The sequence below is a fragment of the Rhodoferax sp. GW821-FHT09E07 genome (assembly GCF_059416145.1).
Genome location: NZ_JBWKOP010000005.1, coordinates 357932 through 374796 on the forward strand (window position 1 = coordinate 357932; position 16865 = coordinate 374796).

The window sequence follows — 16865 nt, forward strand, 5'->3', positions numbered from 1 at the left end:
AATGAGTTCTACAACACATGGTGGCACGCCGTACTACTTTGTACCGGGTCCTTCGCGTCACCCGGTCATGGCGGCTGCCGGACTGTTTTTTGTGATTCTGGGCGCCGGCCAATGGGTCAACGGCGCCGATTGGGGCAAGTACTCCCTGGCACTGGGCCTGGTCTGGTGGCTGGCCGTGTTGTACCAATGGTTTGGCGATGCGATCCGCGAAAGCGAAGGCGGTCAGTACGGTCGCAAGATCGACATCTCCTTCCGCTGGAGCATGAGCTGGTTCATCTTCTCTGAAGTGATGTTCTTTGGTGCCTTTTTCACGGCACTGTGGTGGGCACGTTCGCACTCGGTTCCTGCTTTGGGCAGCCTGGACAATGCGCTGCTGTGGCCTGGCTTCAAGGCCGTGTGGCCTAGTCTGGCTGCCGGAGCCACTGCCTCGCCTGGCGGCATTGTGGAGTCGTTCACGACCATGGGCCCTTGGCCCATCCCCACCATTAACACGGCGTTGCTTTTGTCCTCCGGTGTGACGCTCACGATCGCCCACCATGCGCTGATCGATGGCAACCGCAGCAAGACCATCCGCTTCATGTGGGCCACCGTGCTGTTGGGCGTGCTGTTCCTCTGCCTGCAGGGCTATGAGTACCACGAGGCTTACACCGAGATGAACCTCAAGCTGAGTTCTGGTGTGTTTGGTTCCACCTTCTTCATGCTGACGGGCTTCCACGGCTTCCACGTGTTCGTGGGCATGTTGATGCTGTTGTTCGTTACCCTGCGCCTGCAAAAAGGCCACTTCACATCCGAAAAGCACTTCGGGTTTGAAGGCGCGGCATGGTACTGGCACTTTGTGGACGTGGTGTGGTTGGGCCTGTACATCCTGGTGTACTGGTTCTAAGCTGCCAACGGCACAACCCAAAAAGGCACCGCTTGCGGTGCCTTTTTTAATGCAGGTTTGTGGGGCGGGGCGTTTCGGCTTTACCGGCCTGGCGGAATGCCGGTGGGGTGGATGTAGCCCAGCTTCCACGCCACCAGGATGCAGACGAACAGCAGAATGGAAAATCCCACACGCAGCGCGAGTGCACGTGCCATACCGCGGGATTTGGATGCTGCGGTCTGGCCACCGCGCAGCATGAAGTACAGCGCGGTGGCCAGGCTGCCCAGAATGGCGATGAACGCCAAGATTACGAGGTAGGTCATGAACAGGATTATCGGATGAGTACGCGCAGTCGGTTGCTGCTGGTAGGCCTGGCGGCTTTGCTGGGGGTGGGCGTGACCGTGTCGTTGGGGCGCTGGCAATTGGACCGCGCCGCACAAAAAGAGGCACTGGCTGCTTCCATCCAGCAGCAGGGTGCACTGGCACCGCTGCCCGCCGCCCAGTTGCTGGCTGCCCGCCCTGGCCCGGAGGTGCAGGCCTTGGTACACCGCTCTGCCGTGCTCACCGGGACCTGGGTGCCCCAGCACACCGTATTTCTGGACAACCGGCAGATGCAGGCCCGCGTGGGTTTCTTTGCGCTCACGCCGCTGCGACTGGCCGGTACGGACACGGTTGTGCTGGTACAGCGTGGCTGGTTGCCGCGTAATTTTGAAGATCGCACCAAATTGCCTGACCTGTTGACGCCGGCAGGCACGGTGGAGGTCCAGGGGCGTATTGCCCCCCCGCCGTCCAAGCTTTACGAACCCGGCGCGCCCGCGTTGGGTGCAATCCGGCAAAATCTCGACCTGGACCAATTCCGCACCGAGACCGGCCTGTCCCTGCGCACCGATATCACGTTGCAGCAGACCGGTGCCGCCAGCGAAGGGCTGCTGCGCGACTGGCCCGCCATCAACCTGGGTGTGGACAAGCACTATGGCTATGCGGCGCAATGGTTTGCGCTGGCCGTGCTGATTGTGGTGCTGTTCGCCTGGTTTCAAATTCGACCGTTTTTTCAAAAGATCAAGGATTCCCATGTCTAGCGCCAACCCCCAAGACGACCACCCACTGGGGATGACTGTGCACTCCATGCCGATGGCCGACCAGGGGCTGACCCAGGCCGTCGCGCGTACCCGTCTGGGCCGCTGGAAGATGGTGCTGGTGATGTTGGTGTGTGCGGCCCCAGTGGTGGCCTCGTATTTCAGCTACTACGTGGTACGCCCGGAAGGCCGCCGCAACTTTGGTGCGCTGATCGAACCCCAGCGGCCCTTGCCCAATCTGGTGGGCACGGCCCTGGATGGCAAGCCCGTGAACCTGCGCGACCTCAAGGGCCAATGGCTGTTCATCAGCGTGGCCGGTGCCGCCTGCGACGATGCGTGCGCCCAGCGCCTGTACCTCCAGCGCCAGTTGCGCGAGACCCTGGGCAAGGACAAAGACCGCGTGGATTGGGTCTGGCTGGTCAACGACGCGGCGCCTGTGCCAGATGCCCTGCGTCCCGCCCTGCAGGGTGCCACTGTGCTGCGGTTACCGGCCGACGCATTGGCCCAATGGCTGCCCGCGCAAGACGGCGCCCAGCTGCAGGAACATTTGTATCTGGTGGACCCGATGGGAAATCTGATGATGCGTTTCCCGCCCAACTTGACGCCAGAGACCGCGCCCCAGGCCAAGCGCGATCTGGACCGCCTGTTGCGTGCCGCGGCGTCGTGGGACAAAGCTGGCCGTTGAATAGCGCCTGAACCCCGCATGCAAGCTTCTTTGTACGACCTTTCGCCCCTGCTGCGCGTGCTGTTGGTGGGTGCCTTGTTGGCTTCGGGCCCGCTGCTGTGGGTGCTATTGCGCCACGGCCGCAGCAGTCCGGTCGGGCGCTTTCAGGCGCTCACCATCATCACGCTGTTCCTGACCTTCGACCTGGTGCTGTTTGGCGCCTTCACCCGCCTGACCGACAGTGGTCTGGGCTGCCCCGATTGGCCTGGCTGCTACGGTAGCGCCAGTCCGCTGGGTGCGCATGCCGACATTGCCAACGCCCAGCAGGCCATGCCCACCGGGCCGGTGACGCACAGCAAGGCCTGGATCGAGATGGTGCACCGCTATCTCGCCACGGGCGTGGGCGGGTTGATCCTGGTGCTGGCACTGACGGCCTGGCTGGGCCGCACGCGTCCCCTGTGGTCCACGCCGGGGCCCTGGCTACCCACGCTCACGCTGGTGTGGGTCTGCGTGCAGGGCGCGTTTGGTGCGCTCACCGTCACCATGAAGCTGTTTCCCGCCATCGTAAGCCTGCACCTGTTGGGCGCCTATGTGCTGCTGGCCTTGCTGACGTTGCAGGTGGCACGCGGTAGTGCCATGGTGTCTGGGCGCATTCCGTCCTGGGTGGCGCCGGCGGCCTGGATGGCGTTGGGCATGCTGGTGCTGCAGGCTGCGTCTGGCGCTTGGGTCAGCACCAACTATGCGGTGTTGGCCTGCACCGAATTTCCCCGATGCCAGAACAGCTGGTGGCCGCACATGGATTTCGCCAGCGGCTTTACGCTGTGGCGCCCCCTAGGTCTGTCGCAGGGCGGGGAGCCCATCAGCTTCCAGGCGCTGACCGCCATCCACTGGGCGCACCGCCTGCTGGCGGGGGCCACCGTGCTGGTGCTGGGAGGTTTGGCGTGGCGGCTGCGCGGCATCGTGGCGTTGCAGCGTCCGGCGCGCTGGCTGGGTGGTTTGTTGCTGTTGCAACTGGCCACGGGATTGAGCAATGTGGTGCTGGGGTGGCCGCTGGTGGCTGCCGTGATGCACACCGGGGGCGCCGGTGCCCTGCTGGTTACGCTGGTGTGGATTTGCACCCGGGCGGCCGCGGCCCCTTCAACTGGAATTTCTGAATGACTGTGAATGTTTCTCCTGCCCCTCCCTCGGTGCTGCGCCAGTTCCATGCGCTGACCAAACCCCGGGTGATCCAGCTCATCGTGTTTTGCGCACTGATTGGCATGGTGCTGGCTGTGCCCGGTGTGCCCACCTTCCCGCAGATCGGCCTGGCAGCTGTGGCCTGCCTGGGCATTTACCTGGTGGCCGGTGCGGCCGCGGCCTTCAACTGCATTGTGGAAAAAGGTATTGACGCGAAGATGAAGCGCACCGCCTGGCGTCCCACGGCGCGCGGTGAGCTCAGCGATACACAGACGCTGATCTTCTCCGCCGCGTTGTGCATTGCGGGTTCGGTGCTGCTCTATGTCTGGGTCAACCCGCTGACGATGTGGCTGACGTTTGCCACCTTTGTGGGTTATGCCGTTGTTTACACCGTGATCCTCAAGCCGCTGACGCCACAAAACATCGTGATCGGCGGCGCTTCAGGCGCCATGCCACCGGTGCTGGGCTGGGCGGCGATGACGGGCGATGTGGGCCCCGAGGCGCTGATCCTGTTCCTCATCATCTTCTTGTGGACGCCGCCGCACTTTTGGGCGCTGGCACTGTACCGGGTCGAGGACTACCGCAAGTCCGGCCTGCCCATGTTACCCGTGACCCATGGCAGCGAGTTCACCCGCCTGCAAATCCTGCTCTACACCTTCATGCTGCTGGCGGCCTGCCTGCTGCCGTTTGTGTATGGCATGAGCTCCTGGCTGTACCTGGTGGTGGCTGTGGTGCTGAGCCTGGGTTTTTGCTGGTATGCCGTGCGCCTGCTGCGCAACTACTCAGACACGCTGGCACGCGCCACCTTCCGCTTCTCCCTGATCCACCTCAGCGTGCTGTTTGCTGCACTGCTGTTGGACCATTACCTCTTGTGAGCCTGAGATGAATAAACGAAATGCTATTAAATTCGTAGCTGCTAGCGCAATGATTGCGGGGGCTGCAGGCCTCTTTTCTGCATGCTCGGAGCAGAAACCCTCGTTTTCGTCCATTGATGTGACGGGTGCCAACTATGCCCAGGACTTTGCACTGACTGACCACAATGGCCAGCTGCGCCACCTGGCGGATTTCAAGGGCAAGGTGGTGGTCATGTTCTTTGGCTACACCCAGTGTCCCGATGTGTGCCCCACCTCCATGGCCGAGCTGGCCGAAGTGAAGCAACTGCTGGGCAAGGACGGTGATCGCCTCCAGGGCCTGTTCGTCACGGTAGACCCTGCACGTGACACGCCCGAGGTGCTCAAGGGTTACATGGGCAACTTCGACCCCACCTTCCTGGCGCTGTACACCACGCCCGACAAGCTGGCCGAGCTGGCCAAGGACTACAAGGTCTATTACAAGAAAGTGGACGGCAAGACACCTACCAGCTACACCATGGACCACTCGGCAGGCAGCTACGTGTATGACACACAGGGCCGCCTGCGCCTGTTCACCCGCTACGGCAGCGGTGCCAAGGTGCTGGCGGCGGATATTGCCCAGTTGTTCAAGCAGACATCGTGAATGTGCGCTAGCGCACCCACCTTGTAGGACTGGACCGACCCCAGCAAGCGGTCAACGCTGATATCCGTAGAAACCCGAATGCGGGACCATGGAGGCATCCATCCTTACAGGGAGCGCCCCATGACATCGACCTACCGCCACTTTGGCGATCTACAACGCAACCAGTTGCTGGCCGCCATGCCCCAAGCCGATTTGGACCGGTGGCGCGGTCAGCTGGAACCGGTGGAGCTGTCCCTGAACCAGGTGTTGTGCGCGGCCGGCAGTACGCCGGAGTATGTGTACTTCCCCACTACCGCCATTGTCTCGCTGGTGTATCTGACGCAAGAGGGCGCCTCGGCCGAAGTGGCGGTCGTCGGTAACGACGGTGTGGTGGGGGTGTCCCTGCTGCTGGGGGGCGGTTCCGCGCCGAGCGAAGCGGTGGTGCAGAGCGCGGGCCGGGCCCTACGGCTCAGTGCCGCGTTTTTCAAAAGTGAGGTGGAGCGCTCGGGGGCCATCGCCAAGCTCATGCTGCGCTACGCCCAGGCAGTGCTGGGGCAAGTGGCCCAAACGGCGGTGTGCAACCGCTACCACTCGATCGACCAGCAACTCTGCCGACGCTTGTTGCTGGGCTTGGACCGTTCGTATTCCGACGAAATGGAAATGACCCACGAGTTGGCGGCCAGCCTGCTGGGGGTGCGGCGTGAGGGCATTACCATCGCCGCCCACAAGCTGCAAGAGGCTGGGCTGATCCGCTACCACCGGGGCCATATTGTGGTGCTGGACCGCCACCGCCTGGAGCACCAGGCCTGCGAGTGTTATGCCGCGGCCCAAAAAGAGTACCGCCGCCTCTTGCCCATGCCCTTGGCAGCCTGAAACGGCGGCTGAGGTGTCAATCGACCGAGATTTTTTGGCTGGTGATGATGCTGCCGAGCACGGCGGTGTCGCCTTTTACGCGGTTGCTCAAGCCTTCGGCCGAGGTACCCAGCACCGTCCAGCCCTGCTGAAACAGCTTCTGCCGCATTTCCGGCGAGCGGGCAATCTCGCTGAAAAGGCTGGCTAGCCGCACCGCTTCGCGCTTGGGCAGATGCAGGGGCGCGGCCACCGCATTCCAGATCTCCAAGTTGAAATCTTTCACCCCGGCCTCTGAGAGGCTTGGGATCTCGGGCGCCAATGGGCTGCGCACACTCGCGGTGACGCCAATGGCCTTGAGCTTGCCGGCCTTGATTTGGGCATTCGCCAACGCCGGTGGCAGCAGGCTGAGCTGCAGGTCACCTGCGATCAGAGCCGTCGCCACCTGTGGGTAGCCAGCGTATGGCACGTGCAGGGGGGCTATTTTTGCCTTGGTCTTGAGCAGCTCCATGCCAAGGTGGCCAACCGTGCCCACGCCGGGCGTGCCATAGTTCCATTTGTCGCCAGACTTGCGTGCCGCGGCCAGAAACTCGGCGGCGTTATTCCCTGGCGCATTCAGGGGCGCCACCAACACCAGCGGCGAAACGCCGATGAGGCTGATCGGCTGCAGGTCCTTGAGCGGGTCATAGGGCAGCTTGGGGTTCAGCAGCTTGGCAATCGTCATGTTGCCGTTGATCATCAAACCGATGGTGTGGTCGTCCGTGGCCTTGGCCACGTAGTCGGCGGCAATGTTGCCGGCCGCCCCCACTTTGTTTTCCACAATCACCGGCTGGCCCAGCGCCTTGGACAGCGGATCGGCAAAGGCACGGGCGGTCAGGTCAGGTGATGAGCCACCGGGAAAGCCCACGATGATGCGCAGCGGCCGGTTCGGCCACGGCGCGTTGGTATCTGTGTTGTTTTGGGCTATAGCCCCCGTCGATATTGCGCAGGCAGCTACTAAAAGTGTAGCAATCTTGGCGGCGTTGCGTCGCATGAAAAAAGTCTCCAGTCGGAAAAATGCCCCCTGTGGCCTAAGCCGGCAGGGGGCATTGTCTACCAAGCGCGTGACACAGGGGTGTCGCGCCGGTGTGCTCAGGCGTATTCGGCCAGCGCAGCCTTCATTTTCTTCATGGCGGCCACTTCAATCTGGCGGATGCGCTCGGCGCTGACACCGTATTCGGCCGCCAGGTCATGCAATGTCATGCCACCGGAATTGTCATCATTGACCTTGAGCCAGCGCTCTTCGACGATGCGGCGGCTGCGTTCGTCCAGACTGTTCAGCGCAGTGGCAATGCCATCGGTGGCCAGCACGTCGCGCTGGCGCGCTTCGATCATGGCCACAGGTTCGTGGTTGGTGTCGGTCAGGTAGGCGATGGGGCCAAACGCGTCTTCGCCGTCGTCAGACGGAGAGGGGTCCAGCAGCACATCGCCGCCCGATAGCCGGGTTTCCATCTCGATGACTTCTTCGGGCTTCACGTTCAGCTCACGCGCCATCGCGTCGATCTGCTCGGGGTTCATGGTGTCGCGGTGCGTGCCCAGGTCAGCAGCCGCGTCGTCGCTCTTGAAGCGCTGCTTCATGGACCGCAGATTGAAGAACAGCTTGCGCTGGGCCTTCGTGGTGGCCACTTTGACCATGCGCCAGTTCTTCAGGATGTATTCGTGGATCTCGGCCTTGATCCAGTGCAGCGCGTAGCTCACCAGGCGCACGCCCTGGTCGGGGTCAAAGCGCTTGACCGCCTTCATCAGGCCCACATTGCCTTCCTGGATCAGGTCGCCGTGGGGCAGGCCATAACCGAGGTATTGGCGGGATACGGACACCACCAGACGCAAGTGAGAGAGCACTAACTTACCGGCAGCTTCAAGGTCGTTATCATTTTTGAACTTGCGCGCAAACTCCTGCTCTTCTTCCAGCGTGAGCATGGGCAGGCGGTTGGCGGCGGAAATATAGGCGTCCAGATTCCCCAGCGGCGGTACCAGCGACCACGGATTGGCCACGGCCACAGCGGTTTGGGGGGTAGCAAGCAAAGCGGACATTCAGAACCTCCTTGTGTTCGTAGGCCAAATATTAGCACTCGTAGGAGTTGAGTGCTAATTGCTTGGTTCAATGTCCTGGATAGAAAAAGGATGTTTTTTTGTAAAGTTTTGGTGCTGCGTGCGCTTGCGCCGGTACTAGAGTCCGGCCCACACCTGCCGCACCAGCAAAAGAGCAATGGTCCACATGGTTAACCCAATCAGTCCATCCAGTATTTGCCAGGCTTTGGGCCGCGCAAACCAGGGCGCCAGCCAACGTGCCCCAAACCCCAGCAGGCCGAACCAGAACAGGCTGGCAAGGCTGGCGCCCGCGATAAACCAGGGGCGCAGCGCTATGGACTGCTGTGCGCCAATACTGCCCACCAGCAGTACGGTGTCCAGGTACACATGGGGGTTGAGCAGTGTGAATGCTGCGGCCTGAGCCATGGCGCCGGCCAGACTCAATAGGGCCCCTGTTTCCGCCGCGCGCAACTGGCTGGCGTGTTGCGCACGTCGCAAGGCTTGCCATCCATAGGTGCCCAAAAATACGGCTCCCGCCAGTGCCAACGCACGTGCGACGTCCGGGCGTTCTCCCAGCGCCTGCGCCATACCCATCACCCCCGCGGTGATGAGAAGGGCATCCGCCAAGGCACAAAACAGCACGACCGCTCCCACATGTTCACGGCGCAGACCTTGCCGGAGCACAAAGGCGTTTTGGGCGCCTATGGCCACGATGAGTCCCAGGCTCAGGCCCAGGCCTTGAATAAACACAGGCAAAACATTTGCAAGGGTGTAGGGCAGATTCGTCATGCCGCAAGCTTGCCGCTACACCGAAATGAAGGCAAACTATCTTTGCTTCATTTAATTAAGAATTTCTAACCTATGCTCGACTATGCCTCGTTGGCGGCGCTGGCCGCCGTGGTGCGCGAAGGCAGCTTTGAGCGTGCCGCCCACGCCCTGCATGTCACGCCTTCCGCGGTCTCGCAGCGCATCCGCTTGCTGGAAGAGCGCGTAGGTTGCGCACTGGTGATCCGGGAGCAGCCTTGCCGCGCCACGGAAACGGGGCGGCGGCTGTGCCAGCATGTGGACCGCGTACGTTTGCTGGAGCACGAGTTGCATGGCGAGCTGCCCACGCTGGAGCAAGAGGGCGGTGCGCGCGTACCTTTGCCCATTGCCGTGAATGCCGACAGCCTCGCAACCTGGTTTGCCCCCGTATTGACCGCCTTTGCGGCCGATGCGCCTGTGCTTGTGGAGGTCGCAGTCGATGACCAGGACCACACCGCAGAATGGATGCGCACGGGCGCGGTACTGGCCGCAGTCACCGGCACTGCACGCCCCTCCTCGGGCTGCAATGTGCGGTCATTGGGCTCCATGCGGTATGTGGCAGCCGCCAGCCCGGGGTTTGTGGCGCGATATTTCGCCACAGGGGTTGGCGCACCAAGTTTGTCGCTGGCCCCCAGTCTCTTGTTCAATTCCAAAGACGAATTGCAGTCGCGCTGGGTGCAGCGCTTTTGTCACCAGGATGTGGAGTTGCCGCGGCACACCTTGCCTTCATCGCATGCCTTCGTCGCCGCGTCCGTTGCCGGTATGGGTTGGGGCCTGCACCCCGAAGCCTTGGTCCATGAACACCTCAAGGACGGGACACTGGTTGAACTGGTTCCCAACAGTGCCATGGACGTTCCGCTGTACTGGCAGCAGGCCCGTGCGACGTCGTCGTTGCTCGACGGATTGACCCGTAAAGTTCTGGCAGCCGCGACTACAGCGCTGTTGCAGCAGGGCTGAGAGGCAAGAACAAAGGGCGAATCCAACGGATTCGCCCTTCACCCATAGCCTTAGGCCGCGGCAGCTAGCGCCCTGGGCGCTTCTGCATAGTGGTCAAACTGCATTGAGTAGCTGGCCCGCCCCGAAGTCAAGGCGCGCAAGCTGCCGATGTAGCCAAACAGGTTTTGCAGCGGCACCATCGCGTGGATGACTGCCGCATTGCCCAGCTGTTCCTGCTGGCGCACCAGGGCCCGCCGGCGGTTCAGGTCGCCAATACAGTCGCCCACATAGTCCAGCGGCGTAGTGACCTGCACTGCCATCACCGGCTCCAGCATGACGGACCCCGCCGCCTTTTGCGCTTGCGCAAAGGCCGCACTGCCCGCCAACTCGAAGGCCAGTGTGGACGAGTCACGGTCATGGAAACTGCCGTCTTCCAGAACCACCCGCACATCCACCACCGGGTAGCCCGCCAGTACGCCTGCGCGCGCCGCGCGCCGAACCCCATCCTCCACGCTGGGAATGAACTCTCGGGGGATTGCTCCTCCGGCGATTTCACTCGCAAAGTGCAGGCCTTCGCCACGTGGCAAAGGTTCGAGACGCAGCGCCACCTCCGCAAACTGGCCAGGTCCACCTGACTGCTTCTTGTGCACATAGCGCACTTGGGCTTGCCGGGTCACCGTTTCACGCAGGGCGACCTGCGGTTGCCCTGTATGCACCGATACGCCAAAGCGGCTGCGCAGCTTCTCCAGCGTGACTTCCAGCTGCAGCTCGCCCACGCCTGACAGCAGGGTTTGCCCAGACTCGTTGTCTTGGCCCAGACGCAAACTGGGGTCTTCGTCCACCAAGGTGTGCAGTCCCTTGGAAAAGCTGGCCTGGTCCTCGCGGGCCAGGGGCTCCACCGCCATCGTGATGACGGGCTCGGGTGCGTGAATTTCCTCCAGCACCAACGGCTGCTCTGGATCACACAGGGTGTGCCCCGTCTTGCTCGCCTTGAGCCCGGCCACAGCCACAATGTCGCCGGCCGTGGCGTGCGTCAGCTCTTCACGCTGGTTGGCATGCATTTGCACCACGCGCGACAGGCGTTCCTTATGACCAGTGCTGCTGTTGAGCACCATGCTGCCGGCCTGCGCCTGCCCACGGTACACACGCAAGTAGCTCAGTGCCCCATGTTCGTCATGGACCACTTTGAACACCAGCGCAGCAAAGCCGTCACCGTCACCCAGCGCCTGCGCGCGGTCCTCCGGTGCCGGCAGGTAGTCCACTACGGCATCCAGCAGAGGCTCAACACCCTTGTTCTTCAGCGCGGAGCCTGCAAACACCGGCACAAACGCCTGCTTCAAGGTTCCCAGGCGGATACACGCGCGCAGCTGCGCCTCTGACACGTCTTGGCCATTCAAATACGCGGCCAGTACCGTGTCGTCTTGCTCCACCGCAGTGTCTACCAGAGCGTCGTGCGCCGCCTGTGCGGCTAACACCATGTGCTCGGGTATGGCACCGCGCGTCAGCTCGGGCTGGCCGTGCGCATTGCGCGGCCAACGCAGCGCTTGCATGCTGACCAGGTCAATCACGCCTTCAAACTCGGCCTCATGCCCCAAAGGCAGTTGCATGACCAGAGGCTTGGCGCCCAGGCGATCCGCCATCATTGCCACGACCCGCGCGAAGTCCGCACCGGTGCGGTCCAGCTTGTTGATCAGGGCAATGCGCGGCACACCATATTGGTCGGCCAGGCGCCAGTTGGTTTCCGTCTGCGGCTCCACGCCGGCAACGCCATCAAACACCACAACCGCTCCGTCGAGCACCCGCAAAGAGCGGTTCACTTCGATGTTGAAGTCGATGTGGCCCGGTGTGTCGATCAGGTTGATCTGGTGCGCGCGCCACGCCACCGTGGTCGCCGCGCTGTTGATGGTGATGCCGCGTGCGCGTTCCTGCGGGTCGTAGTCCATCGTGGTAGTGCCCAGATGGACTTCACCGGTGCGGTGGATGGCACCCGTGACATAGAGGATCCGTTCGCTGACGGTGGTCTTGCCGGCATCCACGTGCGCAATGATGCCGATGTTGCGAAGTTGTCGCTTGGTCATAGTTGTATTCCTAAAAGACAAAAACCCTGGTCGTTGTGTGTGCGAACCAGGGTTTTCTGGGGCGATTGCTTTGGCAATCTGCCCATTGAGAAAACCCCGAACTAGGGGCTCAAGTCTTGCGCTGAGGCGGGGGCACCAATGGACGAGCGCAAGCCCACCATCCACTGGTGTGAATGAATTGTGGCAATCAGCTTGTCAAAGGTACGCATAGGAAATACTCCCAAAAAACAAAAAACCCCGCACAGAAAAACTGCCGGGGTTTGGGGTCAAAGACCGGCAAGACGTATAGCCTTGCCGACAGAGCGGTAAGGCTAGGTGAGGATCAAATCTTTGATAGCGGTCATGCACGAATTATAAGAAGTATTGGATTTTTTTGCTTGCGGGGTCACGCATTCAACGATTGCATTTTGTAGACTCTGCCCATGAATAACGCAGATGCAAGCAAGGAACACTGGCCACAGGTTGGCACAGGGTTATGGACCCGCTGGTGGGGCTATCTCGTGCGCTGGCTGGTGTTTGGCATTGTGGTGGGCTTGTTCCAACCGGTGCAAGAAGACCCCTCCCAGTACTGGGAGCTCAAGGCCATTCAGGCGGCACTCGGCATCTTGTTTGGCGTGGTTGCGGCCGTGGTTTTCACCGTCTGTGAAAACAAGTTCAACACCCCGCGTGTGAAGTGGAAGACTTGGCTGTTGGTCTTGCTGACCTGGCTGGTTGTCAAAGCAGGCTTTGTGACAGCAATAGCCTTGAGCTGAACAGGGTCAAGGCCGGCGAAAACTCACCTGCTGTCTGGACCAGTACTTCGACTGCAACTGGTCCAGCCGCACCTCTCCCCCAGTGGACGGGGCATGCACGAAGCGACCTTCGCCCACGTAGATGCCTGCATGGGTGGCGCGACCACCCTCCGTAAAGATGGTCAGATCTCCGGTGCGGATGGAGTCTGCCGGCACTGCCTGTCCCCAGCCCACAAGGGCAGCAACAGAGCGCGGAGCGAGTACCCCACCCCGGTGCTTGTAGACGTACGCAATGAGTCCGCTGCAGTCAAATCCGCCTGCTGGTGTGTTGCCCCCATACCGGTAGGGTGTGCCCACAAGTCCGATAGCCATGAGTGTGACCTCGTTGGCCTGTTCCGTCGTGAGCCTGGAGTTAACGGTGCTTGGCGGCCTCGTTTCAACCGTCTGCTGGGGCGGGCTGGAGCATCCTGTTAACCCACCAAGCATCGCGGCGGCCGTCAGCAGGAGCAGTGCCCCTACATGCGTTTGTCCGGAAGAGGGCTGAACAGCCTTGTCGATCATGAATGCCCGTAACGCTGTAGCGCAGTTATCCCTGCAGTTTCTTCTGGATTTCGCGCTTGCCCAGCTTCATGACGGCGGCAATCTTCTGCAGCTGTGCGGCCCGGGGCTTGGCAGCCCCGGCCTCCCACTTGTGTACCGACAGGTAGGACACATCCAGCACGGCCGCCATCTGGGCTTGGGTGATTCCCCACTTGGCGCGCAGGGCCGCCAGCCGGGCGGCACTGAAGCGAATGCCGGGTGTGGTCGGCGCGTCCGCTGCGGAGACTTCCTTGCCGTTCGCCTTGGCCGCCCTGGCGGTCGCCTTGAGCGCAGAGGCCAACGATTTGACCTGGCGTTTCAAGGCGGCAATTTCCGATCGATGGGTGGTTGTCGCTTTGCGCAACGCCAATAGCTCATCCTTGAGCTCTTTGCGCGCCACGCGGGCGATTTCAGACTTGAGGGAGTTGATCAATGAGCTCATACAAAAGATGGTAGTCCTGAAACAATACGAGAGGCCATCAAAAGAAAAGGCGGCAGTGGTGATGGACCACTGCCGCCTCTCTGTTGGTAACGGACCGGCTTACTTCTTTTTGTTCACCGCGGCCTTGAAGGCGGCGCCGGCGGTGAATTTTGGCACAGTGGCAGCCGCGATCTTCAGGGCTTCGCCGGTGCGGGGGTTTTTGCCCTTGCGTGCGGCGCGCTTGGTCGCCTTGAAGGTGCCAAAGCCAATCAGCTGCACGTCTTCTTTCTTGGCCACGGTCTTGGTGATGATTTGCACCAGGGCATCGATCGTGCGGCCTGCGGCGGCTTTGGACACATCGGTCTCTTTGACCAGGGCTTCAATCAATCCAGCTTTGTTCAATCTAATACTCCAGAAAAATAAAGGGGTGAGTGAAATTCTGACACAAAGTGCAGGGCAGGCAGTTTCCGGGCTCAGCTTTGCCGTTTGGCATAGCGCTGCGCGAGCACGGCGCACACCATGAGCTGAATCTGATGGAACAGCATGAGCGGCAGCAACATCACGCCCACAACGGGCGCGGCAAACAGCACCTTGGCCATGGGCACGCCACTGGCCAGGCTCTTTTTGGACCCGCAAAAGACGATGGTGATTTCGTCTTCCTTGTTGAAGCCCAGCGCGCGGCTGGCCCACGTGGTCATAGCGAGTGACAAGGCCAGCAAGATGCAGCACGCCACCACCAGGCCTGCCAAAACAGGCAGCGGCACCTGCTTCCACAGGCCCTCGATCACCGCAGCGCTGAATGCTGTGTAGACCACCAGCAAGATGGATCCCTGGTCCACAAACTTCAACCCGACGGCGTGGCGTTTTACAAAACCGCCGACCCACGGCTGCAGCACTTGCCCAGCGACAAAAGGCAGCATCAGCTGCAGCATGATTTTGACGACAGCATCCAGCTCGCTGGCGCTTGATACGCCACCGGGAACCACCAGCCATCCGACCAGCAAGGGTGTGACGAAAACACCTATAAGGCTGGATGCCGAAGCGCTGCACACCGCAGCCGATACGTTGCCGCGGGCCAAGGCGGTGAATGCGATGGCGGACTGCACGGTGGCCGGCAGCGCGCAGAGAAACAGCATGCCGGTAGCGATGTCTGGCGTCAGGGCCAGGTTGAACGCCGGACGCAACAGCAGCCCCAAGATGGGAAACATTGCGAACGTGCACAGCAGTACCAGCAGGTGCAGCCGCCAGTGGCTCAGGCCCGCCACGACTGCCGCCCGCGACAGTTTGGAGCCGTGCAGAAAGAACAGCAACGCGATGGCCGCGGTGGTCAGGATCTCAAAGCCGTGAGCGACCTGGCCCTGAGCGGGAAAAACGCTGGCAACGGCGACTACGGCGAGCAAGGCCAAGGTGAAGTTGTCGGGGAGAAAACGGGAGCGTGTCATGGTGCGGGTGGGGTAGGGGCAAAGTCCGGCAGGCCCATCGCCAACCCGTCGCTGCGCGGGTCGTGGGCGCCCTGCATGGTACCCGTGTGTCGATCCAGGCGGATAGCACCTGGGTGACCCATGAGGGGGCTTTGCGCGGGGATGCTGCTGATGACGTGGCCCCGACTTGTCAGTTCATGGCGCACCCGCGGCGGCACGTCACCCTCAAGCTTGAGAGAATCCTCGGCGTCGGAAAACGTCTTGCCCAGCAGAAAGCGGGGCCGTGCCAACGCCGTGTACGGGTCCATGCCGTAGTCGATCATGCGGGTAAGGACGGCGACCAGCGTCTGCGGTTGGCCGTCCGCACCTTGTGTGCCGTACAGAATGCTTGGCTTGCCGTCTTGCAGGTACATACCGGGGTTCAGCGTGTGGAATGGGCGCTTGCCGGGCGCCAGGCAATTGGGGTGCCGCGGGTCCGCGGAAAACGCCGCTCCCCGGTTGTGCCACAGCATGCCCGTGTCACCGACCAGCACGCCACTGCCCCAGTCGAAATAAATAGTAGCCAGCATGGAAACCGCATTGCCGGCACCGTCGGCTGCGCCGATGTAGACCGTGTCCCCGGTTTGAAATGGCTGTGGCCAGGGCAGGGCGCGGTCCATGCGGATGGCTCGGGCGTGCGCGTCCAGATGCGCGGGCGAGAGCAGCCTTTCCACAGGTACGGCAGCAAACTCCGGGTCCGCCACATAGCGATTGCGGTCGTTGAACGCCTGCTTCACGGCCTCCACCATTAGGTGGTAGTGATCGGCACTGCCTTCGGCCACGCCGCCTACATCAAAGCGGTCAAGAATGCCCATGATCTCCAGCGTGGTGACGCCCTGGGTCGGCGGGCGATGTGCCACCAGTGTGCCGCCGCGGTAGGGCACCTGCAGCGGCACCTCCATGCGCGCCCGTGTGCGTGCCAGGTCTGCTGCGGTAAGGGGGGAGCCGGCCTGTGCCAAGCCTTGGGCAATGCGTGCGGCCAATCTGCCTTCGTAAAAGTCGCGGTAGCCGCGTTGCGCCAGCGTCTCCAGCGTGCTGGCCAGTTGCGGCTGTCGGCGCATTGTGTCCGGTGCGGGCACCTGCTCGCCAGCCATAAAGTGGCGGTAGACATCGGGCAGCAGGGCTGCCTGTGGCAGCCGAAAGTTCAGCCAAAAGCGTTCGGACTCTGTTATCGGAAACCCGTCACGTGCGAGCGCAATGGCGGGGGTGAGCAGATGCTCCCAACTGAGCTGCCCTGCCCATATGTCGCGGCTCATCTCGAAGGCCTGCCCCAGCACATCCACGGCCGCTGCACTGGTCAGCATGGACTGCGGGCTGCGCTGGGTAATGCCACCGCTGGTGCTGGGCAACACCAGCGGTGCTTGGCCAATGCCCGAAATGCTGTGCACCGCCCCGTCTTTGTCTGCAAGTAGCATGAACGCATCGCCTCCCAACCCGGCAAAGTGGGGGTAAGTCACGCACAGGCAGGTGGCAATGGCAATAGCAGCCTCAATGGCGTTGCCGCCCTGGGCCAACACGTCCAATCCTGCTTGGGTTGCGAGGGCGTGGGGGCTGGTCACCATGCCACGGGAGGAGACGGCGTTGCGAGGGTGAACGGAGGTCATGCCAAGCGGGACGCAAACCGCATGCCAGGTTGCTTTTGCCTACAGGCGTGGCATGCATGTTGCTGGCCTTTGGATGCGGTGC

At 62.0% G+C, this 16865-nt stretch carries 19 protein-coding genes; 9 read left to right on the plus strand and 10 right to left on the minus strand.

What is annotated here, in order from left to right; all coding sequences use genetic code 11:
- Position 1: 1 nt before the first annotated feature.
- A complete protein-coding gene (locus AC07OE_RS12220; protein ID WP_495070831.1) occupies positions 2-883 on the plus strand; it encodes a cytochrome c oxidase subunit 3 in 882 nt (293 codons plus the stop codon).
- A gap of 80 nt (positions 884-963) precedes the next feature.
- Here the strand turns inward: AC07OE_RS12220 and AC07OE_RS12225 are convergent, their stop codons facing one another.
- On the minus strand, positions 964-1185 hold the full coding sequence (locus tag AC07OE_RS12225; protein WP_495070832.1) for a twin transmembrane helix small protein: 222 nt from the start codon (positions 1183-1185) through the stop codon (positions 964-966).
- Between the two features lie 15 nt (positions 1186-1200).
- Here AC07OE_RS12225 and AC07OE_RS12230 point away from each other — a divergent pair, with 15 nt between their 5' ends.
- From AC07OE_RS12230 to AC07OE_RS12255, 6 genes are all read left to right on the plus strand, one after another.
- Entirely contained in the window at positions 1201-1941 is a 741-nt protein-coding gene (locus AC07OE_RS12230) for an SURF1 family protein (protein WP_495070833.1), read from the plus strand.
- A complete protein-coding gene (locus tag AC07OE_RS12235) occupies positions 1934-2623 on the plus strand; it encodes a redox-active disulfide-containing membrane protein (RefSeq protein ID WP_495070834.1) in 690 nt (229 codons plus the stop codon). The genes AC07OE_RS12230 and AC07OE_RS12235 overlap by 8 nt, the downstream gene beginning before the upstream one ends.
- 18 nt (positions 2624-2641) lie before the next feature.
- A complete protein-coding gene (locus tag AC07OE_RS12240) occupies positions 2642-3760 on the plus strand; it encodes a COX15/CtaA family protein (RefSeq protein ID WP_495070835.1) in 1119 nt (372 codons plus the stop codon).
- A complete protein-coding gene (cyoE, locus tag AC07OE_RS12245) occupies positions 3757-4653 on the plus strand; it encodes a heme o synthase (RefSeq protein WP_495070836.1) in 897 nt (298 codons plus the stop codon). The genes AC07OE_RS12240 and cyoE overlap by 4 nt, the downstream gene beginning before the upstream one ends.
- A gap of 7 nt (positions 4654-4660) precedes the next feature.
- The gene (locus AC07OE_RS12250; protein ID WP_495070837.1) at positions 4661-5272 is read left to right on the plus strand and encodes an SCO family protein; all 612 of its coding nucleotides are present in this window, start codon (positions 4661-4663) and stop codon (positions 5270-5272) included.
- A gap of 120 nt (positions 5273-5392) precedes the next feature.
- Positions 5393-6124: a Crp/Fnr family transcriptional regulator gene (locus tag AC07OE_RS12255; protein WP_495070838.1), complete on the plus strand. Its 732-nt coding sequence runs from the start codon at positions 5393-5395 to the stop codon at positions 6122-6124.
- Between the two features lie 16 nt (positions 6125-6140).
- On the opposite strand, the gene AC07OE_RS12260 is transcribed toward AC07OE_RS12255, so the two are convergent.
- From AC07OE_RS12260 to AC07OE_RS12270, 3 genes are all read right to left on the minus strand, one after another.
- Entirely contained in the window at positions 6141-7133 is a 993-nt protein-coding gene (locus AC07OE_RS12260) for a Bug family tripartite tricarboxylate transporter substrate binding protein (RefSeq protein WP_495070839.1), read from the minus strand.
- A 98-nt stretch (positions 7134-7231) separates the two neighbouring features.
- Complete coding sequence (gene rpoH, locus AC07OE_RS12265; RefSeq protein WP_495070840.1) at positions 7232-8173, minus strand: RNA polymerase sigma factor RpoH; 942 nt, start codon at positions 8171-8173, stop codon at positions 7232-7234.
- 135 nt (positions 8174-8308) lie between these two features.
- Positions 8309-8959, minus strand: coding sequence for a LysE/ArgO family amino acid transporter (locus AC07OE_RS12270; RefSeq protein ID WP_495070841.1), 651 nt, complete (start codon positions 8957-8959; stop codon positions 8309-8311).
- A gap of 72 nt (positions 8960-9031) precedes the next feature.
- Between AC07OE_RS12270 and AC07OE_RS12275 the strand changes: the two genes are divergently transcribed.
- Positions 9032-9931, plus strand: coding sequence for a LysR family transcriptional regulator ArgP (locus tag AC07OE_RS12275; RefSeq protein WP_495070842.1), 900 nt, complete (start codon positions 9032-9034; stop codon positions 9929-9931).
- A 50-nt stretch (positions 9932-9981) separates the two neighbouring features.
- On the opposite strand, the gene fusA is transcribed toward AC07OE_RS12275, so the two are convergent.
- Positions 9982-11988: an elongation factor G gene (gene fusA / locus AC07OE_RS12280; protein ID WP_495070843.1), complete on the minus strand. Its 2007-nt coding sequence runs from the start codon at positions 11986-11988 to the stop codon at positions 9982-9984.
- A gap of 422 nt (positions 11989-12410) precedes the next feature.
- Here fusA and AC07OE_RS12285 point away from each other — a divergent pair, with 422 nt between their 5' ends.
- Entirely contained in the window at positions 12411-12740 is a 330-nt protein-coding gene (locus AC07OE_RS12285) for a hypothetical protein (protein WP_495070844.1), read from the plus strand.
- Positions 12741-12746: 6 nt separating this feature from the next.
- On the opposite strand, the gene AC07OE_RS12290 is transcribed toward AC07OE_RS12285, so the two are convergent.
- The 5 genes from AC07OE_RS12290 to ggt form a co-directional block, all read right to left on the minus strand.
- The gene (locus AC07OE_RS12290) at positions 12747-13091 is read right to left on the minus strand and encodes a C40 family peptidase (protein WP_495070845.1); all 345 of its coding nucleotides are present in this window, start codon (positions 13089-13091) and stop codon (positions 12747-12749) included.
- A gap of 214 nt (positions 13092-13305) precedes the next feature.
- Positions 13306-13740 (minus strand): helix-turn-helix domain-containing protein, encoded by a 435-nt coding sequence (locus AC07OE_RS12295; RefSeq protein WP_495070846.1) that lies wholly within the window; start codon positions 13738-13740, stop codon positions 13306-13308.
- Positions 13741-13839: 99 nt separating this feature from the next.
- On the minus strand, positions 13840-14121 hold the full coding sequence (locus AC07OE_RS12300) for an HU family DNA-binding protein (protein ID WP_479596640.1): 282 nt from the start codon (positions 14119-14121) through the stop codon (positions 13840-13842).
- A gap of 71 nt (positions 14122-14192) precedes the next feature.
- On the minus strand, positions 14193-15161 hold the full coding sequence (locus tag AC07OE_RS12305; protein WP_495070847.1) for a bile acid:sodium symporter family protein: 969 nt from the start codon (positions 15159-15161) through the stop codon (positions 14193-14195).
- On the minus strand, positions 15158-16783 hold the full coding sequence (gene ggt, locus AC07OE_RS12310; protein ID WP_495070848.1) for a gamma-glutamyltransferase: 1626 nt from the start codon (positions 16781-16783) through the stop codon (positions 15158-15160). The genes AC07OE_RS12305 and ggt overlap by 4 nt, the downstream gene beginning before the upstream one ends.
- Positions 16784-16865: the final 82 nt, after the last annotated feature.